Annotated in this window: 28 protein-coding genes and 1 pseudogene; 21 read left to right on the forward strand and 8 right to left on the reverse strand. The window is 58.1% G+C overall.

Annotated features, from left to right (window positions below):
* The first annotated feature begins 25 nt into the window (after positions 1–25).
* From tapT to ACTG2S_RS04320, 4 genes are all read left to right on the forward strand, one after another.
* A complete protein-coding gene (gene tapT, locus ACTG2S_RS04305; protein ID WP_005340354.1) occupies positions 26–1060 on the forward strand; it encodes a type IVa pilus ATPase TapT in 1035 nt (344 codons plus the stop codon).
* A gap of 28 nt (positions 1061–1088) precedes the next feature.
* The gene (gene tapU, locus ACTG2S_RS04310) at positions 1089–2198 is read left to right on the forward strand and encodes a type IVa pilus ATPase TapU (protein ID WP_274160594.1); all 1110 of its coding nucleotides are present in this window, start codon (positions 1089–1091) and stop codon (positions 2196–2198) included.
* A gap of 47 nt (positions 2199–2245) precedes the next feature.
* A complete protein-coding gene (gene yaaA, locus ACTG2S_RS04315) occupies positions 2246–3019 on the forward strand; it encodes a peroxide stress protein YaaA (protein ID WP_100646812.1) in 774 nt (257 codons plus the stop codon).
* Positions 3020–3213: 194 nt separating this feature from the next.
* Positions 3214–3639 carry a hypothetical protein gene (locus ACTG2S_RS04320; protein WP_005340360.1) on the forward strand — a complete coding sequence of 142 codons (426 nt, stop codon included), beginning with the start codon at positions 3214–3216 and terminating at the stop codon, positions 3637–3639.
* 359 nt (positions 3640–3998) lie between these two features.
* Here ACTG2S_RS04320 and ACTG2S_RS04325 read toward each other — a convergent pair whose 3' ends face one another.
* Positions 3999–4490: a methylated-DNA--[protein]-cysteine S-methyltransferase gene (locus ACTG2S_RS04325; RefSeq protein WP_274160552.1), complete on the reverse strand. Its 492-nt coding sequence runs from the start codon at positions 4488–4490 to the stop codon at positions 3999–4001.
* A 29-nt stretch (positions 4491–4519) separates the two neighbouring features.
* A complete protein-coding gene (gene arfB, locus ACTG2S_RS04330) occupies positions 4520–4936 on the reverse strand; it encodes an alternative ribosome rescue aminoacyl-tRNA hydrolase ArfB (RefSeq protein ID WP_021230947.1) in 417 nt (138 codons plus the stop codon).
* A gap of 201 nt (positions 4937–5137) precedes the next feature.
* Between arfB and glnK the strand changes: the two genes are divergently transcribed.
* The 5 genes from glnK to ACTG2S_RS04355 all read left to right on the forward strand — a co-directional run bounded on the left by glnK (position 5138) and on the right by ACTG2S_RS04355 (position 10533).
* A complete protein-coding gene (gene glnK, locus ACTG2S_RS04335; RefSeq protein WP_005341406.1) occupies positions 5138–5476 on the forward strand; it encodes a P-II family nitrogen regulator in 339 nt (112 codons plus the stop codon).
* A 258-nt stretch (positions 5477–5734) separates the two neighbouring features.
* Positions 5735–6742 carry a Fe(3+) ABC transporter substrate-binding protein gene (locus ACTG2S_RS04340; RefSeq protein ID WP_439983227.1) on the forward strand — a complete coding sequence of 336 codons (1008 nt, stop codon included), beginning with the start codon at positions 5735–5737 and terminating at the stop codon, positions 6740–6742.
* A gap of 39 nt (positions 6743–6781) precedes the next feature.
* Positions 6782–8407 carry an ABC transporter permease gene (locus tag ACTG2S_RS04345; protein ID WP_274160553.1) on the forward strand — a complete coding sequence of 542 codons (1626 nt, stop codon included), beginning with the start codon at positions 6782–6784 and terminating at the stop codon, positions 8405–8407.
* Positions 8408–8489: 82 nt separating this feature from the next.
* On the forward strand, positions 8490–9524 hold the full coding sequence (locus ACTG2S_RS04350) for an ABC transporter ATP-binding protein (RefSeq protein ID WP_439982047.1): 1035 nt from the start codon (positions 8490–8492) through the stop codon (positions 9522–9524).
* A 103-nt stretch (positions 9525–9627) separates the two neighbouring features.
* Positions 9628–10533: a Dyp-type peroxidase gene (locus ACTG2S_RS04355; protein WP_136502300.1), complete on the forward strand. Its 906-nt coding sequence runs from the start codon at positions 9628–9630 to the stop codon at positions 10531–10533.
* 90 nt (positions 10534–10623) lie between these two features.
* On the opposite strand, the pseudogene argR reads toward ACTG2S_RS04355, so the two are convergent.
* Positions 10624–11093 (reverse strand): annotated as a pseudogene (argR, locus tag ACTG2S_RS04360) (transcriptional regulator ArgR).
* Between the two features lie 201 nt (positions 11094–11294).
* Here argR and ACTG2S_RS04365 point away from each other — a divergent pair.
* The 6 genes from ACTG2S_RS04365 (at position 11295) to ACTG2S_RS04390 (ending at position 16260) form a co-directional block, all read left to right on the forward strand.
* On the forward strand, positions 11295–12035 hold the full coding sequence (locus tag ACTG2S_RS04365) for an ATP-binding cassette domain-containing protein (protein WP_005357971.1): 741 nt from the start codon (positions 11295–11297) through the stop codon (positions 12033–12035).
* 24 nt (positions 12036–12059) lie between these two features.
* Positions 12060–12797, forward strand: a complete 738-nt coding sequence (locus ACTG2S_RS04370; RefSeq protein ID WP_005340381.1) for a transporter substrate-binding domain-containing protein — start codon at positions 12060–12062, stop codon at positions 12795–12797.
* A 3-nt stretch (positions 12798–12800) separates the two neighbouring features.
* On the forward strand, positions 12801–13451 hold the full coding sequence (gene artQ, locus ACTG2S_RS04375; RefSeq protein ID WP_043826111.1) for an arginine ABC transporter permease ArtQ: 651 nt from the start codon (positions 12801–12803) through the stop codon (positions 13449–13451).
* A 3-nt stretch (positions 13452–13454) separates the two neighbouring features.
* Entirely contained in the window at positions 13455–14117 is a 663-nt protein-coding gene (gene artM, locus ACTG2S_RS04380; protein ID WP_005348902.1) for an arginine ABC transporter permease ArtM, read from the forward strand.
* Positions 14118–14338: 221 nt separating this feature from the next.
* Positions 14339–15274 carry a malate dehydrogenase gene (gene mdh, locus ACTG2S_RS04385; protein WP_069554449.1) on the forward strand — a complete coding sequence of 312 codons (936 nt, stop codon included), beginning with the start codon at positions 14339–14341 and terminating at the stop codon, positions 15272–15274.
* A 401-nt stretch (positions 15275–15675) separates the two neighbouring features.
* The gene (locus tag ACTG2S_RS04390) at positions 15676–16260 is read left to right on the forward strand and encodes a tetratricopeptide repeat protein (RefSeq protein WP_439983229.1); all 585 of its coding nucleotides are present in this window, start codon (positions 15676–15678) and stop codon (positions 16258–16260) included.
* 100 nt (positions 16261–16360) lie between these two features.
* Here the strand turns inward: ACTG2S_RS04390 and hmpA are convergent, their stop codons facing one another.
* Positions 16361–17554 (reverse strand): NO-inducible flavohemoprotein, encoded by a 1194-nt coding sequence (gene hmpA, locus ACTG2S_RS04395; RefSeq protein ID WP_429190633.1) that lies wholly within the window; start codon positions 17552–17554, stop codon positions 16361–16363.
* A 111-nt stretch (positions 17555–17665) separates the two neighbouring features.
* On the opposite strand from hmpA, the gene ACTG2S_RS04400 reads away from it, so the two are divergent.
* Positions 17666–18136: an Rrf2 family transcriptional regulator gene (locus ACTG2S_RS04400; RefSeq protein WP_005340388.1), complete on the forward strand. Its 471-nt coding sequence runs from the start codon at positions 17666–17668 to the stop codon at positions 18134–18136.
* Between the two features lie 40 nt (positions 18137–18176).
* On the opposite strand, the gene ACTG2S_RS04405 is transcribed toward ACTG2S_RS04400, so the two are convergent.
* Positions 18177–19457: an HlyC/CorC family transporter gene (locus tag ACTG2S_RS04405; RefSeq protein WP_439982048.1), complete on the reverse strand. Its 1281-nt coding sequence runs from the start codon at positions 19455–19457 to the stop codon at positions 18177–18179.
* A gap of 42 nt (positions 19458–19499) precedes the next feature.
* The gene (locus ACTG2S_RS04410) at positions 19500–20288 is read right to left on the reverse strand and encodes a cytochrome C assembly family protein (RefSeq protein WP_005340390.1); all 789 of its coding nucleotides are present in this window, start codon (positions 20286–20288) and stop codon (positions 19500–19502) included.
* A gap of 202 nt (positions 20289–20490) precedes the next feature.
* Between ACTG2S_RS04410 and ffh the strand changes: the two genes are divergently transcribed.
* From ffh to rplS, 5 genes are all read left to right on the forward strand, one after another.
* Positions 20491–21867: a signal recognition particle protein gene (gene ffh, locus ACTG2S_RS04415; protein WP_274160556.1), complete on the forward strand. Its 1377-nt coding sequence runs from the start codon at positions 20491–20493 to the stop codon at positions 21865–21867.
* 177 nt (positions 21868–22044) lie between these two features.
* A complete protein-coding gene (gene rpsP, locus ACTG2S_RS04420; RefSeq protein WP_005340392.1) occupies positions 22045–22293 on the forward strand; it encodes a 30S ribosomal protein S16 in 249 nt (82 codons plus the stop codon).
* Positions 22294–22317: 24 nt separating this feature from the next.
* Positions 22318–22839 carry a ribosome maturation factor RimM gene (gene rimM / locus ACTG2S_RS04425; protein ID WP_005340394.1) on the forward strand — a complete coding sequence of 174 codons (522 nt, stop codon included), beginning with the start codon at positions 22318–22320 and terminating at the stop codon, positions 22837–22839.
* A 34-nt stretch (positions 22840–22873) separates the two neighbouring features.
* Complete coding sequence (gene trmD / locus ACTG2S_RS04430) at positions 22874–23623, forward strand: tRNA (guanosine(37)-N1)-methyltransferase TrmD (protein WP_113740097.1); 750 nt, start codon at positions 22874–22876, stop codon at positions 23621–23623.
* 32 nt (positions 23624–23655) lie between these two features.
* Positions 23656–24003 (forward strand): 50S ribosomal protein L19, encoded by a 348-nt coding sequence (gene rplS, locus ACTG2S_RS04435; protein WP_005313505.1) that lies wholly within the window; start codon positions 23656–23658, stop codon positions 24001–24003.
* Between the two features lie 108 nt (positions 24004–24111).
* Here rplS and ACTG2S_RS04440 read toward each other — a convergent pair whose 3' ends face one another.
* Together ACTG2S_RS04440 and mutH are read right to left on the reverse strand one after the other, a co-directional pair.
* Complete coding sequence (locus tag ACTG2S_RS04440) at positions 24112–24435, reverse strand: isoamylase early set domain-containing protein (protein ID WP_005348910.1); 324 nt, start codon at positions 24433–24435, stop codon at positions 24112–24114.
* An 80-nt stretch (positions 24436–24515) separates the two neighbouring features.
* Entirely contained in the window at positions 24516–25190 is a 675-nt protein-coding gene (gene mutH, locus ACTG2S_RS04445; RefSeq protein WP_042084339.1) for a DNA mismatch repair endonuclease MutH, read from the reverse strand.
* Positions 25191–25369 lie beyond the last annotated feature (179 nt).

A 25369-nucleotide genomic window follows, 5' to 3' on the forward strand; every position in this document is an offset into this window, starting at 1 on the left:
CTTGTGATGGGAGAATGACAAGTCTATGGATATCACAGAGTTATTGGCTTTCAGTGTAAAGCATAAAGCCTCGGATCTACACCTCTCGGCCGGGGTTCCCCCGATGATCAGGGTTGATGGTGAGGTTCGCAAGATCAATTTGCCCGCCCTGGAACATCGGGAAGTGCATGCCCTCATTTACGACATCATGAACGACCATCAGCGCAAGGAGCTGGAGGAGAACTTCGAGGTCGACTTCTCGTTCGAGGTGCCCAATCTGGCCCGTTTCCGGGTCAACGCCTTCCAGCAGGCGCGCGGTTCGGGCGCGGTATTTCGTACCATCCCCAGCACTGTGCTGAGCCTCGAAGATCTCGATGCGCCGGAGATCTTCCGCAAGATTGCCGAGTTCCCGCGGGGTCTGGTGTTGGTGACCGGCCCGACCGGCTCGGGTAAGTCGACCACTTTGGCGGCCATGGTCAACTACATCAACGAGAACTTCCATCACCACATCCTCACCATCGAGGACCCCATCGAATTCGTCCACGAGAACAAGCGCTGTCTGGTGAACCAGCGGGAAGTGCACCGGGATACCAAGAGCTTCAGCAACGCCCTGCGCTCGGCACTGCGGGAAGACCCGGACATCATTCTGGTGGGCGAGATGCGCGACCTTGAGACCATTCGTTTGGCCATGACCGCCGCCGAAACTGGCCATCTGGTGTTTGGCACCCTGCACACCTCGTCGGCGGCCAAGACCATCGACCGTATCATCGACGTCTTCCCCGGCGCGGAGAAGGACATGGTGCGCTCCATGCTCTCCGAATCCCTGCGGGCGGTTATCTCCCAGACCCTGCTTAAGCGCATTGGTGGCGGTCGGGTGGCGGCTCACGAGATCATGATGGGCATTCCGGCGGTGCGTAACCTGATCCGGGAGGACAAGATTGCCCAGCTCTACTCGGTGATCCAGACCGGGATGACCCACGGCATGCAGACCATGGATCAGAGCCTCAAGCAGCTGGTGAGTCGTGGCGTGGTGGCATCCCTCGATGCCAAGGCCAAGGCCGTTGATCCCAACAGCATTTAAGAGACTCGCGTCCAGGGAGGGATAGATGATGAATCTGGATGATCTGCTGAGCGAGCTGGTCGAGCGAAAGGGATCGGATCTGTTTGTGACGGTGGGCTCGCCGCCCACCCTCAAGGTAAATGGCCATCTGGTGTCGCTGGGGGGGGAGGCGCTCGACAAGAAGGGGGCTCTGACGCTGGTCAGGGATACCCTCAGCAGCGATCTCTTCGAGCGCTATATCCGCACCAAGGAGGCCAACTACGCGATCTATCGCGAGGCTCTTGGTCGTTTTCGGGTCAGCGCCTTCTGGCAGCAGGAGCTGCCCGGCATGGTGGTGCGGCGTATCGAGACCCGCATTCCCACCTTTGAAGATTTGCAGCTACCCAAGATCCTGCAAGAGGTGGCGATGGCCAAGCGGGGACTGGTGCTGTTTGTCGGCGCCACCGGGGCGGGCAAATCGACTACCCAGGCGGCGATGATCGGCTATCGCAACCAGCATGCCGATGGTCACATTCTGACGGTGGAAGATCCGGTGGAGTTCGTCCATCAGCATGGTCGCAGTCTGGTGACCCAGCGAGAGGTGGGGATCGACACCGAGTCATTCGATGTGGCGCTGAAAAGCTCGCTGCGTCAGGCGCCGGACGTGATCCTGATCGGTGAGATCCGCAGTCAGGAGACCATGGAGTTTGCCCTGCAGTTCGCCGAGACCGGCCACCTTTGTCTCGCCACTTTGCATGCCAACAATGCCAACCAGGCGCTGGATCGCATCCTCCATCTGGTGCCGCAGGAGAAACATCGCCAGTTTCTGTTCGATCTCTCCTTCAACCTCAGAGCTATTGTCGCCCAGCAACTGGTGCCGAGTGTCGATGGTTTGCGGCGCAGTGCGGCATTCGAGATCCTGCTCAATACCCCGCTCATCACCGACATAATCCGCAAGGGAGAGATGCACCGTCTCAAGGAGGTGATGACCAAATCTGCCGAACTGGGCATGCAGACCTTCGATCAGGCGCTTTTCAGCCTGTTCTGCGCCGGCCAGATTGGCTACAGTGAGGCCCTCGCCCATGCCGACTCGGCCAACGACCTGCGGCTGCTGATCAAGCTCTCCGGTCGCGAGCAGCTGGGGTCCGGCACACTGGAAAATGTGACGCTGGATGAATGAAACATGGGGCCGATCCGCTGTTCGGCCCCTAGCCAGAAAGGAACGTTATGCTGATTGTGGTTTCCCCGGCCAAGACGCTGGATTACGAGTCACCGCTGGTGACCCCCCGTTTCACCCAACCCGAGCTGCTGGATCACTCCGCCGAGCTGATTAGCCGAGCCCGCCAACTGAGCCCTGACCAGATCGCCACACTGATGAAGATCAGCGACAAGCTGGCCGGTCTCAATGCCGCCCGTTTTGCCGAGTGGCAGCCAGATTTCACCCCCGCCAATGCCCGTCAGGCGCTGCTGGCCTTCAAGGGGGATGTCTACACCGGTTTGGCGGTAGAGGATTTCAGCGAGGCCGATTTTGACTTCGCTCAGGCACACCTGCGGATGCTCTCCGGCCTCTATGGCGTGTTGCGTCCCCTCGACCTGATGATGCCCTATCGACTGGAGATGGGGACCAGGCTCAACAATAGTCGCGGCAAGGATCTCTACCAGTTCTGGGGGGAGGTGATCACTCACCACCTCAACGACGCGCTGGCAGCGCAGGGGGATGAAGTGCTGATCAATCTGGCCTCCGACGAGTATTTCAAGTCGGTACGACCCAAGAGCCTGAAAGGGCGGATTGTCACACCGGTGTTCAAGGATGAGAAAAACGGCCAGTTCAAGATCATCAGCTTCTACGCCAAGAAGGCGCGCGGCATGATGGCTCGCCACATCATCAAGCACCGTCTGACCGAGGTGGAGCAGCTGACCGGTTTCAACGCCGAGGGCTACTACTTCGTACCGGAAGAGTCGGACGCCAATACCCTGATGTTTAAACGCGCCGAAAATTAATTACAAAAAGAGGGAACCAATCTTTCGACCCGTGGGTCTGAATATGTGAATCCTCTGTTGTAAGCACTTTTTATTCGCCGACGTTTGATACGTCGGCTTTTTTATTGCCGTTTTTATTGTCCATCGATTGCCTTCGCCGGGACTATGTGGTTCAGATAGACTCAAGACAGGGAGCGAGTCGTCGTGAGGTGAATATGGAACAGAAAAATGCCATTCGGCAGGTTGCCGTCCCTTGGGCTCCGTCCCGCCAGCTCCCACCCGGGCTGGTCGTTGCCGAGCTGCATCAGGATCTCTGGAGCGACTCCCTGACCATCATGCTGGGTCGGGCACGCAGCATCGATCTGCCCCCGCAAATCCTCTGCCGGGTCTATTTTCGCCATATCTACGCCCTGCGGGTCATCGAAGATTGCGATCTGGCCGAGGGGAAGGATAGTCACGCTATCGAAGAGCAGATCCAGCTCATCACCCCATCCCGTTTTGCCAGCTGGTTCCATCAGGAGTCGGACGGCCTGCATCTGGATGAAGACCTGCAACACTATCGCATCTCGACCTGGGATTATTGCGCCGATGTGCTCACCTCCTCGGCGCCGGAGCTGCAATTCCTGCCCCAGAGCGAGTAGCCAGCTGTTACGTCAGAGGCGAAGGATGATCCTTCGCCTCTTGGTTTTTGGGCGGGCGCAGATTTTGTGGCGTTCAGGCCATTCAACCCAAGTGGTGGCCTGTTGTGTCGACACAAAAAAAGCGCCTCAGAGGAGGCGCGGGGAAAAAGACAGATTGGAAGCGTCACATGGGTGCTACTTGAATCAGCGAATGAGCCGTGCCATTCAAGTATGGAGCCATCATGCCAAGCTCAATCTGAAGTAGTTCTGAGGCGATTCTTCATTTTCTGTTCATCTTGTCAGCAAAGCGTGGTCACTGACTGAAATCCTTTTCATTCTGGTCACCATATTGTCCCGCCCTCTCCAAGGCGCTCATCGTCTCATGGGGCCAGCTCGAATGTTGTGCCAGTCTGTTCCAGAGCCAGCAACCAGCGCTTGATGGGAATGCCGCCAGCATAGCCGGTCAGCTCGCCGCTGCGTCCGATCACCCGATGGCAGGGCACTATGATGCTCAGCGGATTGCGCCCATTGGCAGCGCCCACAGCCCGCACCGCCTTGGGATTGCCTATCGCCTGGGCAATCTCGAGATAGCTCACGGTCTCGCCATAGGGGATATCGCACAAAGCATTCCACACCGTTTGTTGGAACGGGGTGCCCTTCGCTGCCATGGGCAGATCGAACTGCTGCAATTTTCCGGCGAAATAGGCATTGAACTGGGCAAGATAGGGGGCCAGCGCCTTGTCATCCCGTTGCCAGTCAGCTTGCGGCATGACGGGGCGCTCCCCGTGCATGAACTCCACGTGACGCAGTCCATCCTGATCGATGGCGATCAGCAGGGGGCCGCGGGCGCTGTCGCAAAAACTGTATCTCATCGGCTGACATCCTTTGGGGGCGGGGGGGCTCAGTCCAGAACCGGTTTGCCGCGGGCGGACTTGATATCCCCCTTGCGCTTTTTGGCATCGACCCGTTTGCGCTGGGAGCTGCGGGTCGGCTTGGTGGCATGGCGAGCCTTGGGGCGCCAGGCTGCTTTTTTCAGCAACTCCACCAGACGGCTCATCGCCTCCTTGCGGTTCATGTCCTGGCTGCGATGGCTCTCGACCCGGATCAGGATAAAGCCATCGTGTACCCGGCTGTCGCTCAGCTTGTCGAGACCCTCCTTGTAGAGGGGCGTCAGGCTGGGAGAGTTGCGGTAATCGAAGCGCAACCAGACGGCGGAGTCGGTCTTGTTGACGTGCTGTCCACCGTTGCCCTGTGCCCGCATGGTCTGAAATTGCAGCTCATGCCAGGGAATCGTGACGCTGTTGGAGATAACTAACATGCTGTTTTGCTCTTGTTTGGTGCATACCCGCTGACCGCTGCAGCATGGTGCCTCATTATGGGGCGTGCTGGCCGGTTATGGGGATGTGCCTGGCGAATGGCGCAGGCATTAAACTCTATCTATATGAAATAAAACAATAAAAATACTTGGCATAAGAATTGAAACCCGATTAATGACACACCATGGATTGGGAGCAACCAGATGAAGCTGATTAGTGCGATTATCAAACCGTTCAAGTTGGACGATGTCCGCGAGGCTATTGCCAACCTGGGGGTGGAAGGGCTGACCGTGTCCGAGGTCAAGGGATTTGGCCGCCAGAAGGGACACACCGAATTATACCGGGGAGCCGAGTATCAGGTCGACTTCCTGCCCAAGGTGAAGCTGGAGATTGCTACCGCCGATGATAACGTGGAAGGGGTGATCGAGGCGATCTGCAAGGCGGCCTATACCGGCAAGATCGGCGACGGCAAGATTTTTGTCTACGACTTGCTGCAAGCGGTGCGCATCCGCACCGGCGAGAGTGACGACGAGGCGCTGTGATGAACCGCATCCGTGACGTACAGATCTGTTGACCTCCTGATCTCGGGAAATCCCGATGGAGTGAGCGCTTATTGAAGCCTGATCAACATAACGTTTTGCTCTGAAGAGGCCGAATGGGATTCCATCCGGCCCTTTTCATTTGTGGGCGATTAAATATGTGATGTGGCGACGGCGAGCTTTCTTGATCCGCTTATAAGATGTATGCAGAATGCAAACGGAAATCGTTATCACTCTGTATAGCTAATCAAGGAATGGATGATGAAAATGAAGATGTTGGCACTGGCTTTCTCTGCGTTGGCAGCTCAGTCGGCATTGGCGGCCGGGGAAGTGAATGTCTACTCCAACCGGCAGGATGAGCTGATCAAGCCCATCATCCAGCAGTTCGAGAAGGAATCTGGCATCAAGGTGAACGTGGTGTTCGCCAAAGAGGGGTTGAACGAGCGTCTGGAGCGGGAAGGCAAACTCTCTCCGGCCGATCTGATGCTGACCGTCGATATCAGCCGTCTGACCGATCTGGTGGACAAGGGGCTGGTGCAGCCGGTGGACAGCAAGATCCTGCAGGAGAACATCCCCGCTATTTATCGTGATCCGGAGAATCGCTGGTTCGCCCTGACTACTCGGGTTCGCGCCATCTACTCCAGCAAGGAGCGCCTCGGCAAGCTCGACACCATCAGCTACGAAGACTTGGCCAAGCCTGAATTCAAAGGAAAAATCTGCACCCGCAGCGGCAAGCATGAGTACAATGTGGCGCTGGTCTCCTCCATGATTGCCCATCACGGCATGGCCGAGACCAAAACCTGGCTGGAAGGGGTCAAGGCCAACCTGGCGCGCAAGCCGCAGGGCAACGACCGGGATCAGGTCAAGGCGATCAAAGATGGCATCTGTGACGTGTCGCTCGGCAACAGCTACTATCTGGGCGCCATGTTGAAAGATCCGGCGCAGAAGTCCTGGGCGGATGCGGTCTATATCAACTTCCCGAACCAGGCTGACCGCGGTGCACACGTCAACGTGAGTGGCGTGGCCATGACCAAGTATGCCAAGAACAAGGCCGAGGCCCAGAAGCTGATGGAGTTTCTGGCTGGTGATACCGCCCAGCACATGTATGCGGATGTGAACGCCGAATATCCGGTCAAGGCCGGATTCGAGCCTTCCGCCATGGTCAAGTCCTGGGGCAGTTTCAAGTCTGACGCACTACCGGTCAGCGATTACGCCAAGCACCGCAAGGACGCCTTGCAGTTGCTGGATGAAGTGAAGTTCGATTTGTAATCAGATGGGGCCAACGGCCCCATCAACATCTGTGGTCTCATGAAAAATTTTGGATGGATGACCGGCAGCTGGGCCATCGCCCTGCTGCTGGGTTTACCGGTTATAGCCCTGCTTTTCTCTGCCTTCTCGGCTGAGGGGGAGCTGTTTCGCCACCTCGCCGATACCGTGCTGCTCGATTATCTCGGTAATACCCTGGGGCTGGTGGTCGGCGTAGTATTGTTAAGCCTGCTGTTTGGCGTACCCACCGCCTGGCTGGTGGCCATGTGTCAGGTGCCGGGGCGCCGTGCCCTGCAGTGGGCCTTGATGCTGCCAATGGCCATGCCCTCCTATATCGTCGCCTACGTCTATACAGACTTGCTCGATTACTCGGGCCCGCTACAGGCCGGATTGCGAGCACTCTTTGGCTGGAACAGTCCGGCCGATTACTGGTTTCCGGCCGTTCGCTCCCTTGGCGGCGCCGCCTGGGTGCTGGCGCTGGTGCTGTTCCCCTATGTCTATCTGCTGACCCGCGCCTCTTTTCTCGAGCAGTCAGTCAGCCTGATCCACTCCAGCCGCCTGCTCGGCTGTACCCCGTGGCAGAGCTTTCGTCGTCTCAGTCTGCCGCTGGCGCGCCCCGCCATCATGGTGGCGGTATCGCTGGTGGCCATGGAGACGCTGGCCGATTTCGCCACCGTCCACTTCTTTGCCATCAACACCCTGACCACCGCGGTCTACGATACCTGGCTCGGCTATGGCAGTCTGGCCACCGCGGCCAAGCTCTCCTGCCTGATGCTGCTGGCGGTGGTGCTGCTGATCGCGCTGGAGCGCCGCTCGCGCAGTCGGCAGCAGGTGTTCCAGAAGTCCATGGGCCATGAGCAGCCGCTGCGCTATCCGCTCAGGGGGATGAGTCGCGCTCTGGCCGCTTTCTGGTGCTGGGGGCTGGTGCTTGCCGGTTTCGGCCTGCCGTTCGTCATCCTGCTCGATTACGGGGTACGCTATTTCGAGCTGTCGTGGACGCCGGAGTTTGTCCGCTTTGCGGGTAACAGTCTGCTCATCTCGGCGCTGACCGCACTGCTGGCGATGGGCATCGCCCTGCTGCTCGGCTTCTTCCGCCGCCTCGATGGCGGGATAAAGAGTCTGTTGCCCCTGCGCATCGCCGCCATGGGCTACGCCATGCCGGGTACCGTGCTCGCCATCGGCGTGCTGGTGCCGCTTACCGCCCTCGATTTTGCCATCAACGATCTGGCCGAGTGGCTGGGACGTCAGGGGCCGGGGCTGTTGCTGACCGGTACCATCACCGCCATCGTGTTCGGTTATCTGGTGCGCTTCGTGGCCATCGCCATCGGCTCGGTGGAGAGCAGCATGGGTAAGATCTCCCCCAGCCTTGACATGGCTGCCCGCTCCCTGGGGCAGGGGGATGGCGGCATGCTGCGCCGTGTCCATCTGCCGCTGGTGCGCCGTGGTCTGTTTGCCGGTGCCATGCTGGTATTCATCGAATCCATGAAGGAGCTACCCGCCGCTCTGCTGCTGCGGCCGTTCAACTTCGATACCCTGGCGACCCACGTCTACCAGTTCGTCTCGGACGAGATGCTGGAGCGCGGTGCCCTGGGCGCTATCGTCATCGTGCTGGTGGGGCTGTTGCCGCTGATCTGGGTCAACCGCACTCTAGACAGTCCGGGTCACTGAGTCGCCACGTCGGCCAATGAAATTGCATGCGGTGTGCTGAACCGAAAGGCAGCGCGCCGCCAGAAACGAGAGGAAGTCAGCCTTGTCCTGTTTGCAGGTTGAAAATGTCAGCTGCCGTTACAACGGCCGCAATGTGCTGGAGCAGCTTTCCCTGACGGTGGCAGACAACGAGATCGTCTGCCTGCTGGGAGCCAGTGGCTGCGGCAAAACCACGTTGCTCAAGGCCATCGCCGGGCTGCTGCCGTTGGCAGAGGGCTCGATTCGCCTCGGCGATACCCTGCTCGACGGGCCGGGTGCCAGCGTGCCGCCCGAGGCGCGCAACATCGGCATGATCTTTCAGGATTACGCCCTCTTTCCCCACCTGACGGTGGCCGACAACGTCGGTTTCGGGCTGACCAAACTCGACCGCAGTGCCCGCCAGCAGCAGGTGGACGAAGCGCTTGCGCTGGTCAATCTGCAGGGGCTGGGGGATCGTTATCCTCACCAGCTCTCCGGCGGCCAGCAGCAGCGGGTAGCCATCGCCCGGGCGCTGGTGTGCAAGCCACGGCTGATGCTGCTGGATGAGCCCTTCTCCAACATCGATACCCAGGTGCGTATGAAGCTGATCCTCGAGATCCGCGCCCTGCTCAAGCAGCAGGGGATCGGCGCCATCTTCGTCAGCCACAGCAAGGAAGAGGCGTTTGCCTTCGCCGATCGGCTGGCGCTGTTTCGCGCCGGTCACATCGAGCAGGTGGGCCAGCCTGAGCAGCTCTATCGCCGCCCGCAAAACCGCTTCGTGACGGAGTTTCTCGGCGGGGTCAACTATCTGGCTGCCGAGGTGGTGGACAGCCACTGCGTGCAGACGGCGCTCGGGGTCATCTGTGGCAGCGAGCCCCATGGCCAGGTGGTGGGCGAGCAGTTGCAGCTGATGCTCAGACCCCAGCAACTGCTGCTGGAGAGCGCCGCAGATGGGGAGCTCAAGGTGGTGGAACAGCAGTTCCTCGGCCACCACTGCCGGGTGCTGTTCGAGTGTGGCGATCTGCAGCTGGAGGCGAGCATTGGCGAGCCCCTTGATGGGATGCGGGCACGGATCAAGGTCGCTCCCCATGGATTGGTGTTGTTTGACCCTTTGCCCTGAACGCGTGATATCGTCGTGAAATCAAAGAACTGGATCCACTCTGGTTTATAATCGCGCAACGCAAATAGCCCGTAACGCTAACGCCTACTCAGGGGAGAGATATATGAAAGCCCAAGCCGGGATCTGCGCAGAGCCGAATCTGCACGCCCTCTATCTGATGTTCAATCGTACCGGCGATGCCGCCGAACTGGTCGGCCGTCTGGCCAAACTGCCCGCCCTGTGGCAGGCGGTCGCCGCCGATTTCCCCGATGCCGGTTTCAGCGGTCTGGTTGCCGTTGGCGCCGATGCCTGGGATGGTCTCTACCCTGCCGCCCGTCCGCCCCAGTTCCGCAGCTTTATGGCGCAATCCGCCAACGGTCAGGAAGCCCCCAACACCCCGTTTGATCTCTTTATTCAGCTGCGCGCCGATCGGGTGGATGTGCTGCACCACGCCGGTCACCGTGTAATGGCGCTGCTGGCCGGACTGGTCGAGCTGGCCGAAGAGGTGCGCGGTTTCCGCAATCTGGATTTCCGTGACCTGACCGGTTTCGTCGATGGCACCGAGAACCCGCAGGATGAACACCGTGCCGAAGTGGCGTTGCTGGCCGATGGCGAGTTTGCCGGTGGCTCCTACATTCACGTCCAGCGCTGGGTCCACGCCATGAGCGACTGGGAGAAGCTGGCGCAGAAAGAGCAGGAAGACATTATCGGTCGTACCAAGCCCGACAATATCGAGTATGAATCTGCCGCAAAGCCGCTTACCGCCCACATCAAGCGGGTCAATCTCAAGACCCCGAAAGGGGAGTCCATGGAGATCCTGCGCCAGAGCATGCCCTGGGGCACCATGACCGAGCAGGGACTCTACTTCATCTCCTGCTGCCGCACACCGCAGCACTTCAACGCCATGCTGGCCAGCATGTACAAGGGGGAGGGCAGCCACTTCGACCACCTGCTGCGTTTCACCAAGGCAGTGACCGGCGCGGCTTTCTTCGCACCATCGGAAGGTTTTCTGATGGCGCAGGGCAAATAAGCCCGCCTGGCGAAGACTGAGAAAACAAAAATCCCGGCCTTGGCCGGGATTTTTCGTTCTGGCGTGACCGCTATGACGCGGTGGAGGCCATTACGGCGTCTGTTCGAACAGCTCGAGGGCGGAGAGGTAGAGCTCTTCGATATCGGTGTCGCTGGTCGGGGTGATGAAGATGGTGTCATCACCGGCGATGGTGCCGAGGATCCCCTCTGCCTTGCCGAGGGAATCGAGCAGGCGGGCGATCAGCTGGGCTGCGCCAGGGCTGGTGTGGATCACCACCAGTGCGCCGTTGTGATCGACGTCCAGTACCAGATTCTTGAGCGGGCTGGAGGTGGTGGGCACGCCCAGTTCCACCGGCAGGCAGTAGACCATCTCCATCTTGGCATTGCGAGTGCGAACGGCGCCGAAGCGGCTCAGCATGCGCGATACCTTGGACTGGTTGATGTTCTCGAAGCCCAGCTCTTGCAGGGCGGTGACGATTTCTGCCTGGGAGCCAAAGCGCTCTTCTTTCAGCAAGGCTTTAAAGGCCTTGGCCAGTTTTCTTGCTTGTCGTTGTGTTTCATCTTGGTCTCACGAATGAGGAGGTGTGGCGGCCTGTGCGATACAGGCGGCAGATACGAACAGCGGGGCCATTTTGCATTCATATGCCGTTTTTTGCAAGGAAGCGGCGCTTGTTCTGCATATTGATTCAAAAATGGCTTGCATCAACCTTTATTAGGGATAGAATCGGGATGAAATTTTGAAAACTTATTCAATTGGGCTGTATGGGTATTGAATTAATAGGTATCGAGAAGTCCTGGCACAAGGTGCCGGTTCTGCAACAGGTCAGCTTTCGGACATCCCCCGGTGAAACCTTGGTGTTGCTGGGCCCGAGCGGTGCTGGCAAGAGTTCCCTGCTACGAATGATGAACCTGCTGGATACCCCGGATGCGGGTGTTCTGCGGATTGGTGAAAGTGAATTTTCTTTCCCGAACTCCCTCTCTGCTGCCGAATTCAACCGCCAGTCCCAACTGCTGCGTCGCAAGGTGGGGATGGTGTTCCAGCAGTACAATCTCTGGCCACATCTCACTGTGATGGAGAATCTGATTGAAGCGCCGGTCAAGGTGCTCGGCATGAGCAAGGAGGCCGCCATCGAGAAGGGGGCCTATCTGCTGGCCCAGCTGCAACTGGCCGACAAGCGCGATGCCTGGCCGGCACGCCTCTCCGGCGGTCAGCAGCAGCGGGTGGCCATTGCCCGTACCCTGATGATGGATCCGGAAGTGTTGCTGTTTGACGAGCCGACTGCCGCCCTCGATCCCGAGATCACCAAGGAGGTGGCCGAGATCATCCGTAACCTGAGCCAGACCGGCATTACCCAGGTGGTGGTGACCCACGAGGTCGACTTTGCCCGCAAGGTGGCCAGTCAGGTGATTTATCTGGAGAAGGGGCGGATCATCGAATCCGGCACCGCTGCCATTTTCCAATCCCCGCAAACCAGCCGGTTTGCCGAATTCTTGATGCATTGATATTGAATCGATAAGGAAGCTGTCATGAAAAAGAGTCTGTTGTTGGTTGCTGCCATGGGTCTGTTGAGTACCTCCGTCATGGCCAAGGAGATCAAGTTCGCCACCGAGGCCACCTACGCGCCGTTCGAATACCTGGATGACAAGAACGAGTTTCAGGGTTTTGACATCGATCTGGCGCGCGCCATCTGCGAGCAGGCCAAGCTGGAGTGCAGCTTCCACAACCAGGCCTTTGACAGCCTGATCCCCAGCCTCAAATTCCGTCGCTACGATGCCGCCATTGCCGCCATGGACGTAACCCCTGAGCGGGCCGCTCAGGTCGATTTCTCCGACATCTATTACGAGAACTCGGCAGTATTCGTCGCCAAGAAAGGGGCCTTCAAGGGGCCGGAAGAGATGGTCGACAAGACAGTCGGCGTGCAGAACGGCACCTCTCACCAGTCCTATCTGGTGGATAACTGGGTGAGCAAGGGTCTGCTGACCGTGCCGTACGCCAGCTACCAGAGCGCCTTCCTCGACATGATGAATGGCCGTACCGACGGTGTCTTTGCCGATACTGCCGTTGCTGCCGACTGGCTGAAGCAGCACAAGGAGTATGCGGTGGTGGGTGCGCCGGTGACCGATGCCAAGTACTTCGGTACCGGCTTTGGCATCGCGGTGGCCAAGGGCAATCAGGAGCTGCTGACCCAGCTGAACAAGGGGCTGGCCGAGATCAAGGCCAACGGCACCTATCAGAAAATCTTCGACAAATACTTCGCGCAGTAAGCCATGTTGAGCCTGTTGTTGGATGCAGCCTGGATGACCCTCGGGCTGGCCTTGGCATCACTGGTCGGGGGCATGGTATTGGCACTGGCGTTCAGTGCCGCCGAGCTCAGCAAGCAGCGTGCGCTGGTGTGGCCGGTGGCCACCCTGACCACGCTGATCCGTGGCCTGCCCGAGTTGCTGGTGGTGCTGTTCATCTACTTCGGTTCGACCCAGGTGCTGTTCCTCATCACAGGCGAGTATGTGGAGTTCAGTCCGTTCGCCTGTGGCGTGCTGGCGCTCTCCCTGCTGTTCGCCAGCTATGCGACCCAGACCCTGCGGGCGGCGCTCAATGCGGTGCCTTCAGGTCAACGGTTGGCGGCGCTGGCGTTGGGTTTGAGCAAGAGCCACATCTTCTTTCGCATCGTGTTGCCGCAGGCGTGGCGCCATGCCCTGCCGGGCCTCGGCAACCAGTGGCTGGTATTGCTGAAAGATACCGCGCTGGTGTCGCTTATCGGGGTGAACGAGATGATGCGTCAGGCCCAGATGGCCTCGGCCAGTACCTATGAGCCTTTCACCTGGTATGCCGCCGCCGCCCTCATCTATCTGGCCATCAGTCTGGTGAGCGAGTACGGCCTCGGGCTGGCTGCCCGCTACACCCGCCGCTACGGAGGCTAACTGATGCAAGAGTATCTCGTTACGTTGCTGGGCGGCCTTGTCACCACGCTGGAGCTGACCCTGTTCAGCCTGCTGCTGGGGATTGTGTTGGCAGCCCTGATGACCTGGGTGTTGGAGCTGCGCCTGCCGGTGGCGACCCAGCTGGTGCAGCTGTGGGTGCTGCTCTTTACCGGTACGCCGCTGCTCATTCAGATCTTCCTGATTTACTACGGGCCGGGTCAGTTTGAGTGGCTGAAAGCCAGCCCGCTCTGGCCGCTGCTCAAGCAGCCCTGGTTCTGCGCCGTGCTGGCGCTGGGTCTCAACACGGCGGCCTACTCCACCCGGTTGTTCAAGGGGGCGCTCGATGCCATCCCGGCTGGTGAGGTGGAGGCGTGTCGTGCGCTTGGCTTTAACGGTCGCCAGACCCTCTGGATGAAGGTGCGCCACGCCGCCCGTCATCTGGTGCCTGCCTACTCCAACGAGGTGATCCTGGTGCTCAAGGGGAGCTCCCTCGCCAGTACCATCACCATCATGGACATCATGGGGCTGGCGCAGGGGTTGAACGCCCAGACCTACGATACCCTGGCGGTGTTCGGGGTGGCTGGCGGGCTTTATCTGGCGATGAACGGATTGTTAACAATTGGTTTTCGCTGGTGTGAAAAACGGGCGTTGGCATTCCAATCCTGAAACCTTCAGAACTACCTCTTTATGGTAAGGAGAAGTGCAGAAAAACTGTGCTTCTCCTCCAACTTTTTGTATTTCCCTCCAATTTTTGCTCCCGCATGTTTCGTGGCTCACAGAACCCGTGACTGCAACTGTTATCAGATTGTTTTTTATGGGGGGATCCATTAAGGTTGGGCGCACAACAACAAACAACCTTAAACCTACGCTTAAACATGGAGTTGATCATGAAAGTTGCCGTTCTGGGTGCCGCTGGTGGCATCGGTCAAGCCCTCGCTCTGCTGTTGAAAAACCGTCTGCCGGCCGGCTCCGAGCTGAGCCTGTATGACATCGCCCCGGTTACCCCGGGTGTGGCCGTTGACCTCAGTCATATTCCTACCGACGTCGCCATCAAGGGCTTCTGCGGTGAAGATCCGACTCCTGCGCTGGTTGGGGCCGATGTGGTGCTGATCTCCGCCGGTGTGGCACGCAAGCCGGGGATGGATCGCTCCGACCTGTTCAATATCAACGCCGGTATCGTCAAGAATCTGGTCGAGAAGTGCGCGGCCACTTGCCCGAAAGCACTGATCGGTATCATCACCAACCCGGTCAACACCACTGTGGCTATCGCCGCCGAAGTGCTGAAGAAAGCCGGTGTCTATGACAAGCGTCGCCTGTTCGGTGTCACCACTTTGGACGTGATCCGCGCCGAGACCTTCGTGGCCGCCGCCAAAGGGTTGAACATCGACAAGGTACGCGTCAATGTGATCGGTGGTCACAGTGGCGTGACCATTCTGCCGCTGCTCTCCCAGATTGAAGGCGCCTCCTTCACCGCTGAAGAAGTGGCTGCTATGACCAAGCGCATCCAGAATGCCGGTACCGAAGTGGTAGAAGCCAAAGCCGGTGGCGGTTCCGCGACCCTCTCCATGGGTCAGGCGGCTTGCCGTTTCGGTCTCTCCCTCATCAAGGGTCTGCAGGGCGAAGCCAATGTCATCGAGTGCGCCTACGTGGAAGGCAACGGCGAGCACGCCACCTTCTTCGCACAGCCGGTACTGCTGGGCAAGAATGGCGTCGAAACCGTACTTGATTACGGCAAGCTGAGCGCGTTCGAGCAGGAAGCGATGGAAGGCATGCTGGCTACCCTGAAAGCCGATATCCAGCTGGGTGTCGATTTCGTCAAGTAAGCGGGTCAACCGTGCCAACAAGGGAGCTTCGGCTCCCTTTTGTATTGATGAGATCCGCCCGGCAGGCTAAGGGGATGGGGCTTGGTGCCGATAACAGAGTGCAGCAGGAGATCCTTATGATGAAACCCCTTACCCTTCTCGTTCTTGTCGGTGCATTCACCGCGCCCCTTTATGGCGCCGAGGCGGTATCGGCTGCCGTATCGAGCGATGCGCCTGCAGCAAGTGCATCGGCACCGACCGCAAGCAGTGCTGCGGTGGCAACGGCCCCTGTCTCTGCCGCTACGGCCACTCCCACTCCCTCTGAGGCAGTCCCCGTCTTGCTCCCGACCGAGCCGGTCACACCCGTTGCCAGCAGTGGCGAGGGGGCAGCGCCGCTGCCAAAACCGGCTGAGCCTGCCGCTGTGGTTGCGCCTCCCGTGCCACTGGCCGCTGGCGAGTTGCAGGCGGTGCCGCTCTATCGTCAGGACGAGCTGCTCAACTGGATTGAGCAGGGGCGCCACCTCACTCAGGTGAAGCAGGATCGCTGTCAGCTGACTCAGGATATCGAAGCACGCGCCTCGGTGATGAAGATCCCGGCCTATCAATTCCTCTGGGGGGATATGCTGGCGTGGGGTGTCTGTACCAAACCCAATGCCGAACTCGGGGTGCAATATATGTGGGAGGCGGCCAATCAGGGGTTGGCGCCGGCGCTGGAGCAGTTGGGCCGCTACTACTGGAAAGGAACTTTGGTGCAGAAGGACTTGGTGCGAGCCGAGACCCTGATGCGCGAGGCAGCCAGCCTCGGTTTTCTGCGGGCTCGCATCGAGTGGGTCGAGATGCTGTTGCAGGGGATGGGCAGTCCGCTCGATTATGAGGACGCCTATCGCTGGCTCCATGGCTCCGTCATAGGTGACAAGGCGCTGCACCAGAAGGCGGCGACTCTGCTCAACCGTCTTGGCAACAGGATGCCGGCCAACGTGGTGGCCCGCGCCAAGGCGATGCACTGATCCAAAAAAAATGACCCACAGATCTGCACCTGTGGGTCCGGTTCCAGCCGCCGTGCCATGACAGGCCGGAACCTCCCTCTGTTATATGGCTGCCCGCGCTTTAGAGATCTTGGTGGGGGCCAAAAACTTCGTAATGGCGCTGCCCCGTTGGTACCCCAGCAGCCAGCAGCTGCCGCTTGATCTCTTGCATGAAGCCGACAGGGCCACAGAAGTAGTAGTGGGCCTCAGGCGTGATGCGCTCCTTCACGGCAGTCAGATCCATGGTGCCGGCCAGATCGTAATCTTGACCCTGCACATCACTGGCCTCCGGCTCCCGATACCAGACCCGGCTCAGCAAGTTGGGATGCTGGCGGGATTTTTGCTGAATATCCTCCCGGAAGGCGTGTACAGCACCCTGTTCGCAGGCGTGTAGCCAGGTGATATCAGCCTGATGGCCGCTCGCCAGCAGCTGGTTGAGCATGCTCATCATCGGTGTCACGCCGACACCGGCGGAGAGCAGTACCACCGGGGTCTGGCTGTCGGCTTTCAGGTAGAAATCGCCGGTGGGGGGCATCACTTCGATCTTGTCACCCGCCTGCAGGTGATCGTGCAGCAGGTTGGAGACCTGACCCTGTGGCTCGCGTTTGACGCTGATGCGGTAATCCTGTCCATTGGGTGCATCGGAGAGGGAGTATTGGCGGATCTCCTGATATTCCAGCTCGGGGTGAACCAGCTTGATGCTGAGGTATTGGCCCGGTTTGAAGGTCAGTACCGGCTTGCCATCTTCCGGCGCCAGCAGGAAGGAGGTGATGAGGTCGCTCTCGGCTCGCTTCTCCTTGATGATGAAGGTGCGGGTACCTTGCCAGCCGCCATCCTGATTGGCCTTCTCCTGATAGATCTCCTGCTCGCGGCCGATGAAGATGTCGGCCAGCACGCCATACGCCTTGCCCCAAGCCTCCAGCACTTCGTCGGTGACCGCACTTCCACCCAATTCTTTGAGCGTGGCCAAGAGATGACTACCTACAATGTGATATTGTTCCGGCTGGATCAGGAATCCGGTATGTTTGTGCGCAATCCGCTCGACCGCACCGGCGAGCGCTCCCAGATTGTCGATATTCTTTGCATACGCGGCGACTGCATTGAACAGGGCCAGCGGCTGGCCGCCACTGCGTTGGTGGGCCAGGTTGAAGATATCTTTCAGCTCCGGGTTATGGCTGAACATCCGCTGGTAGAAGTGCTGGGTGAGGGCAGGGCCTGCCGATTCGAGCAGCGGAATGGTGCTTTTGATGACGGCAACGGTGGTTTGATCTAGCATAGGGGCCTCGTTCTAATTGAACATATAAAATGTCATTTAATAAGTGGCATCCTAGATGTTTATTTGATTTGAATCAATACTCCACTTTTCGCATCGCGCTAATCAGGTTTTATGAGACTAACCAGTTATACAGATTTTGGATTGAGAGCCCTGCTCTATCTTGCCACCCTGCCGGAAGGGGAGTTGTCGAGCGTTGCCAAGGTATCGGCCCTGTATGGCGTTTCCCGCAACCACATGGTGAAGGTGGTCAATCAGCTGGTGAAGCTGGGCTATCTGCAATCCCAGCGGGGCAAGAATGGCGGTATTCGTATGGCTTGCGATCCCGCCACCATCAATATCGGGCAGGTGATCAGGGCGTTGGAAGGCAATCTGGACGGCATTGACTGCGGCTCGCCCGCTTGCCACATCGTCTCTGTCTGTTTGCTCAAGAGTGCGCTGAAAGAGGCGATGGATGCGTTTCTGGCGGTGATGGACAGCTATACGCTGCAAGACCTGCTGGCCAACCGTGACGAGCTACAGAGGGTGTTTGGCGAGTTGATCCCGACGCTGGTGCTGGAGCCGGATGATGAAGATGAACAGTGACGATGAGCAATAGAAAAGGGCTGCCACTGGCAGCCCTTTTTCAATCTTGCGAATCCGACTCCGCCCGATACGATGCTGGCATGATCCGCGCCATCTTCACCATGTTGTTCTCCACATCGAGGATCTCGATAGGATAACCGGCCAACCGGATCCCGATGTTGGGCTGGGGTATCTCCTCCAGATATTCGAGGATCAGACCGTTGAGGGTGCGCGGGCCGTCGATGGGCAGATGCCAGTTCATCTCCTTGTTTAGTTCACGAATATTGGCTGAGCCTTCGACCAGATAAGAACCATCTGACTGGGGGTGGATCTCGTCGCTCGGCGCTGGCGTCATGGAGGTGGTGAAGTCGCCCACGATCTCTTCCAGAATGTCGTCCAGAGTGATTAGACCTTGAATATCGCCGTATTCGTCGACGATCAGGCCAATTCGCTCCTTGTTGCGCTGGAATTTGACCAGCTGCACGTTGAGCGGCGTTCCTTCCGGAATGAAGTAGATCTCGTCCACTTCCCGCAACAGACTCGATTTGTTGAACTGGTCCCTGGCTACCAGCCGCAGGGCATCGCGCGCGTGTAAAAATCCGACAACGTCGTCGATATTGTCGCGATAGAGCAGGATCTTGGTGTGAGCGCAGTGGGCCAGCTGACGCTGGATGCTCTTCCAGTCATCGTTGATGTCGATGGCGTAGATATCGCTGCGCGGCACCATGATGTCCTCGACCAGCATCTTGTCGAGATCCAGAATGCTCAGCAGCATCTCCTGATGACGCTGGGGGATCAGGTTACCCGCCTCATTGACGATGGTGCGCAGCTCCTCGGTGTTGAGGGAGTCATCCTTGTTGGGATTGATCTTCAGCATCTTGAGCAGGCCGCTGGTGATGCCGTTGATCAGCCAGACCAGCGGCGAGAGCGGCACCATCAGCCCCTTGAGGATCCAGGAGGCGGGATAGGCGATCTTCTCCGGAAACATGGCGGCCAGGGTCTTGGGGGTCACTTCACCGAATACCAGTACCACCAGGGTCAGGCCGAAGGTGGCGATGGCGACCCCGAGATCACCAAACAGCCGGATACAGACGATGGTGGCGATGGCGGAGGCGAGGATATTGACCAGATTGTTGCCGATCAGGATCAGCCCCAGCAGGCGATCGGGGCGGGCGAGCAGTTGCTCGACGCGACGTGCGGCTTTGTGTTTGGTCTGTGCCAGATGCCGAAGTTTGTAGCGGTTGATGGACATCAGGCCGGTTTCGGCACTGGAGAAAAAGGCGGAAAGAAGGATCAAGATAACGAGAACAATCAGTAATGTACTCGTTGAGATGCTGTCCAAAAAGGGCTCCTGTTGGATGGTATGGCTAAAAGAGTATAGGTGTCAGCTCAACAGCACTTCTTTGACGAAGCGACTGCCAAAGTAGGCAAGAGTCAGGATGAAGCTGCCGATCAGACTGAGCGTGATGACTTTGCGGCCGCGCCAGCCATAGGTGTGATGACCCCACAGCAGCAACACGTAGACACACCATGCCAGGATGGAGAGCACTGCCTTGTGAGACTTGCCCTGGGCGAACATATCTTCGAGGAAGAAGAGGCCGGAAGCGATGGAGAGTGTCAGTAGCAGCACCCCTGCAGAGATCAACTGAAACAGCCGTTTCTCCACTGTCATCAGTGGCGGCATGGCTGGCAAGTTGCTGATTTTTCGAGATTTAAGCTGCTTGTCCAGACAGGCGAGCTGCAGCGCAAACAGACAGGCGATCATCAATACCGAGTAGGCCATCAGGGCGAGGCCGATGTGCAGCAACAGCTGGGGATGGGCCTCCAGATGGGTTATGTAGCGACCCGGGATCAAGGCGCTGGCAGCCAGCAACAGGGCCGAGAAGCTGTAGACCACCGGCAGCAGGATCCAGCCGTTGAAGCGGCGGGTCACGCAGGTCATGAAGCAACTGATGATGAGGCTGACCAGCGAGGCAACGTTGAGCATGCTCAGGTTCTGGCCGTAACTCTGCAATACCTCTGAACCGAGGGCGCTGGCGTGGGCGATCAGGGCCAATCCGATACAGGCAAACAGGGAGCGCTGTCCCACCGGCTTGGCGCTCAGTAACAGATGCAGGGAGGCGATGATGGCCAGCAGATAAAACGCCAGGGCCAGAACAGAGATTACGATCATAACCAGGTCGTTGTTGCACAAGCTTTTGAGGGTAAGAGGGGCAGTATACCTTGCACGAGAAGTGCTCGCCAGTTGTGCAACGGCCGATCTGCCCATATATAGGGAGAAGCTCCCTGCTGCTGCGGTGCGGTGAATAATCGTCCTCGCGCCCGCTCTGGGTTATAATGCCCCCAATTTATTACGCCAAGAACCGGAATCCGTCATGTTTGAGAATTTGACTGAACGACTCTCGCGCACCTTGCGCAATGTCAGTGGCCGTGGTCGCCTGACCGAAGACAATATCAAGGAAACCCTGCGCGAAGTCCGCATGGCGCTGCTCGAGGCGGATGTCGCCCTGCCGGTCGTGCGTGATTTCGTGGCGCGTGTCAAAGAGCGCGCAGTCGGGCAGGAAGTGGCCAAATCCCTGAGCCCGGGCCAGGCATTCATCAAGATTGTGCACGGTGAACTGGTCACCGTAATGGGGGAGGCCAACGAACAGCTCAACCTGGCTGCCCAGCCGCCTGCGATCATCCTGATGGCCGGTCTGCAGGGGGCCGGTAAGACCACCACAGTTGGCAAACTGGCCAAGCTGCTCAAAGAGCGCAGCAAGAAGAAGGTGCTGGTGGTCAGTGCTGACGTTTATCGCCCAGCAGCGATCAAGCAGCTGGAGACCCTGGCGAGCGACATCGGCGTCGACTTTTTCCCGAGCGATGCCAGCCAGAAGCCGGTCGACATCGCCACCGCAGCCATCGATCAGGCGCGCAAGAAATTCTATGACGTGGTGATCGTCGATACCGCCGGTCGTCTGCACGTTGATAGCGAGATGATGGCCGAGATCCAGGATCTGCATGCCACCATCAAGCCGGTCGAGACCCTGTTCGTGGTGGATGCCATGACCGGTCAGGATGCCGCCAACACCGCCAAGGCGTTCAACGAAGCGCTGCCGCTTACCGGTGTCATCCTTACCAAGGCGGACGGCGATGCCCGTGGTGGTGCTGCTCTGTCGGTGCGTCACATCACCGGCAAGCCGGTCAAGTTTATCGGTATGGGTGAAAAGACCGATGCGCTGGAGCCGTTCCACCCGGATCGTCTCGCCTCCCGCATCCTCGGTATGGGCGATGTGCTGTCGCTGATCGAGGAAGTCGAGCGCAACGTCGATAAAGAGAAAGCGGCCAAGCTGGCCAGCAAGGTCAAGAGTGGCAAGGGCTTCGATCTGGAAGATTTCCGCGAGCAGCTGGCCCAGATGCGCAACATGGGCGGCATGATGGGGATGCTCGACAAGCTGCCCGGCATGTCCGGTCTGCCGGATAACGTGAAAGATCAGATGGATGACAAGCTCACCGTGCGGATGGAGGCGATCATCAGCTCCATGACGCCGAAAGAGCGTGCTCATCCTGATCTCATCAAGGGGTCCCGCAAACGCCGTATCGCCGCAGGCTCCGGCATGCAGGTGCAGGACGTGAACAAGCTGCTCAAGCAGTTCACCGAGATGCAGCGCATGATGAAGAAAATGTCCGGTAAAGGCGGCCTGCGCAAGATGATGAGCCAGATGAAGAACATGATGCCCCCCGGTTTCGGTGGCGGTCGCGGCCCGTTCTGATCCGGCCTGCGTGTTGATGGGGGTCTGCTGCGGCAGGCCCCTTTTCATTGCCGCTCTGCGCAAAAAATGGCTGGCTTGGTTGCAATTATTACGAATCCAAGTAGAATTACGCGGCTTATTTTAAGCTAGGGTCCGCGTGTTTGCGGGCCTTGTTCATTAGATGTTAATGAGGACGATATGGTAACCATTCGTTTACAACGTGGTGGCGCGAAAAAGCGTCCGTTCTACCAGGTAGTAGTTTCTGACAGCCGTTGCGCCCGTGACGGTCGCTTCATCGAGCGCGTTGGTTTCTTCAACCCGGTTGCTGCTGGTCAAGCTGAAAAGCTGAACCTGGACCTGGCTCGTATCGAGCATTGGGTTGCTACTGGTGCCGCTGTTTCTGACCGCGTTGCCAAGCTGATCAAAGACGCTAAAAAAGCTGCTTAATCAGCCCAACGGTAAGGAGTTAAGGTGGAAAAACCTGTAGTTCTGGGCACCCTGGGTACCGTTTATGGCATCAAGGGCTGGCTTAAAGTGAACTCCTTCACCGATGTTGCCGAAGCGATTTTCGATTACAACCCCTGGCTGATTAATCAGAACGGGGCGTGGCGTGAAATTCGGGTTTCATCCTGGAAACGTCACAACAAGGGTCTGATCTGCAAACTCGATGGTATCGATGTGCGCGAAGATGCCCTGGCATTGACCAATGTCGAGATTGGCGTACCCGCCGATCTGTTGCCTGCGTTGCCTGAAGGTGAGTTCTACTGGCGTGACCTGATTGGTTGCTCCGTGGTGACCACCAAGGGATACGACCTGGGCAAGGTGACCGAATTGATGGAAACCGGCTCCAACGATGTGTTGGTGGTTGAGGCCAATGTAAAAGATGCCTTTGGTGCAAAGGAGCGGTTGATTCCGTTTCTGGAAGAGCAGGTGATCAAGAATATTGATCTGACTGCTCGAACAATCGAAGTTGATTGGGATCCTGGTTTCTAGTTTCCCGCGCTAACACGGGTGCCGGAGGTTTCTTATGTGGATTGGGGTCATTAGCCTCTTCCCTGAAATGTTCCGAGCCATTACCGAGCACGGGGTAACGGGTCGGGCCGTCAAGAGTGGCCTGCTGCAGATTGAGTGCTGGAACCCCCGGGAGTTTACCCACGACAAACACCGTACGGTCGATGATCGTCCTTATGGTGGTGGGCCCGGCATGCTAATGATGGTTCAGCCGCTGCGTGACGCGATTCATGCAGCCAAGCAAGCGGCGGGAGACGGGGCGAAAGTCATCTATCTCTCTCCTCAGGGACGCAAGCTGACTCAAGCTGGCGTAACCGAGTTGGCGACGAATCAGAAACTGATTCTGGTAGCCGGTCGATACGAAGGTATCGATGAACGCGTGATACAAACCGAAGTCGACGAAGAGTGGTCTATCGGGGATTACGTGTTAAGTGGTGGCGAGTTGCCTGCCATGACCCTGATCGATGCGGTTTCGCGTCTGGTCCCCGGGGTTTTGGGCGATCAGGCCAGTGCCGAGCAAGACTCCTTTACGGATGGCTTGCTGGATCATCCCCACTATACTCGGCCGGAGGTGTTGGATGGATTGGTGGTGCCCGAGGCGCTGACAAGCGGCAATCACGAAGTGATTCGACGCTGGCGTCTCAAGCAGTCGCTCGGACGAACCTGGCAAAGAAGGCCGGAACTTATTAACAACCTAGCTCTGACTGACGAGCAAGAATCACTTCTTGCCGAGTATGTCCGCGAAGTGCGTGACAGCGTTAAGTAGAGTTTTCAGTTTATCCTAGGTAAGGAAAGACAATGAGCAAGATTATTCAGCAGCTTGAACAAGAGCAACTGCGTACCGACATCCCGGCTTTTGCCCAGGGCGACACTGTACGTGTTCAAGTTCGTGTTAAAGAAGGTGGTAAAGAGCGTCTGCAGGCTTTCGAAGGCATCGTTATTGCCAAGCGTAACCGCGGTCTGCACTCTGCTTTCACCGTTCGCAAGATCTCCAACGGCGAAGGTGTTGAGCGTGTATTCCAGACTCACTCTCCGCTGATCCACAGTGTAGAACTGAAGCGTCGTGGTGATGTTCGCCGCGCCAAACTGTACTACCTGCGCAACCTGTCCGGCAAAGCTGCTCGTATCAAAGAGAAGCTCAACTAATTCGATTCGAATTGGTGTCGGTATGTCGGCAAATAGTTCGACAGGTAGTGAAAAGGCTCGCCAATGGCGAGCCTTTTTTGTATCCGTCAATTGGTTATCTTGCCGCCATTACTGGATCACTCGCACCACCGAGTTGTCACGCCCGAAGGGGCCTGGTACATAGTCATCCGCTGCCCAGTCATTCTCGTAGAGGGTTTCCCCTGCCGGTGTGATGAGCTGGTAGCAATATTCGAAGTACCCCGGGCCGTCGGTCGGCAGATTGAGGGTGGCTTTGAACTCACCGCTCTTCATGCGTTTCAGCTCGACCGGTTGCCACTGGGTGAACTCGCCGATCAGCATCACCTGTTCCGCTCCTGCAGCCGCCTCTTTCTCTACGGCAAAGGTCACCTTGACCTCGGGCTTGGACTTCAAAAACTGTTTGATCAGTGGCATGACGCCTCCTTGTCTGTGAGTTAAAAATGGCTCCTGTCTATTTTTATACCACCATATGACAAAGATGTTGATAAGGCAGATCAAGTCGGCAAGGCAAAATAGCGTTGCAGCAAACTGTGGGTGAAGTCGATCTTGAGATAGAAGCCGCGCGGCAGGGTCATGATGGGTTGACCATCGCGGCCGATGGCGCGAGTCAGCGCCTTGTTGTTGGCCGCCTTGGGCCGCAGTTGCATCACCTGGCCGTGGCGCGCGCTGATCTGCTCCACTTCTCCCAGCACTATCATGTCCATTAACTCCTCCCAGTCCTGACGCAGTAGCCGATCTTCCTCTTCATTCGGGCTCCACATCAGTGGCATGCCGACTCGCCGCTCGCCAACCGGGATCTCCCGACTGCCTTCCACCGGGATCCAGAGCACCCGGGAGAGCTTGTTGCGCACGTTGGACTCCTCCCAGCGCTGGCCGCTGACGCCGATCAGCGGGGCGACGCAGACGAAGGTGGTCTCCAGCGGTTTGCCTTGAGGATCCACGGGGATCGTCTTGAGTTCGATCCCCAGCTCCGGGAAGTCCTGCTCCGGCTTGCTCCCTGCGCTGGCTCCCAGTTGCAGCTCGATCAACTGACCGACCCACCCCTTGTCACGGCGCAGGTCTTTGGGCACCGCGACGCCAGCCTCGGCGGCCAGCTGCGCCAGCGTGAAGCCGGCCATGGCATAGGCACGGCTCAATAACTCCTGCTCGGATTGGGGATTGCTTGGCATAGTTGGCTCCATCTTGCTCGCCATATTCTAACAGGGGAGGATCCCGAGAAGGATCGCTGTTTTTATAACCGATCCTGAGTGGATAAGATCAAATGCAGAGAATTTGGGGGCTATCAGTTCATCGTTATGATTTTAAAAGGTTTTGTCTATTTTATCGAGTAGTGTTCTAGGTCTGGTTT

This window comes from Aeromonas sp. 82P (assembly GCF_051919365.1).
GTDB lineage: Bacteria > Pseudomonadota > Gammaproteobacteria > Enterobacterales > Aeromonadaceae > Aeromonas > Aeromonas veronii.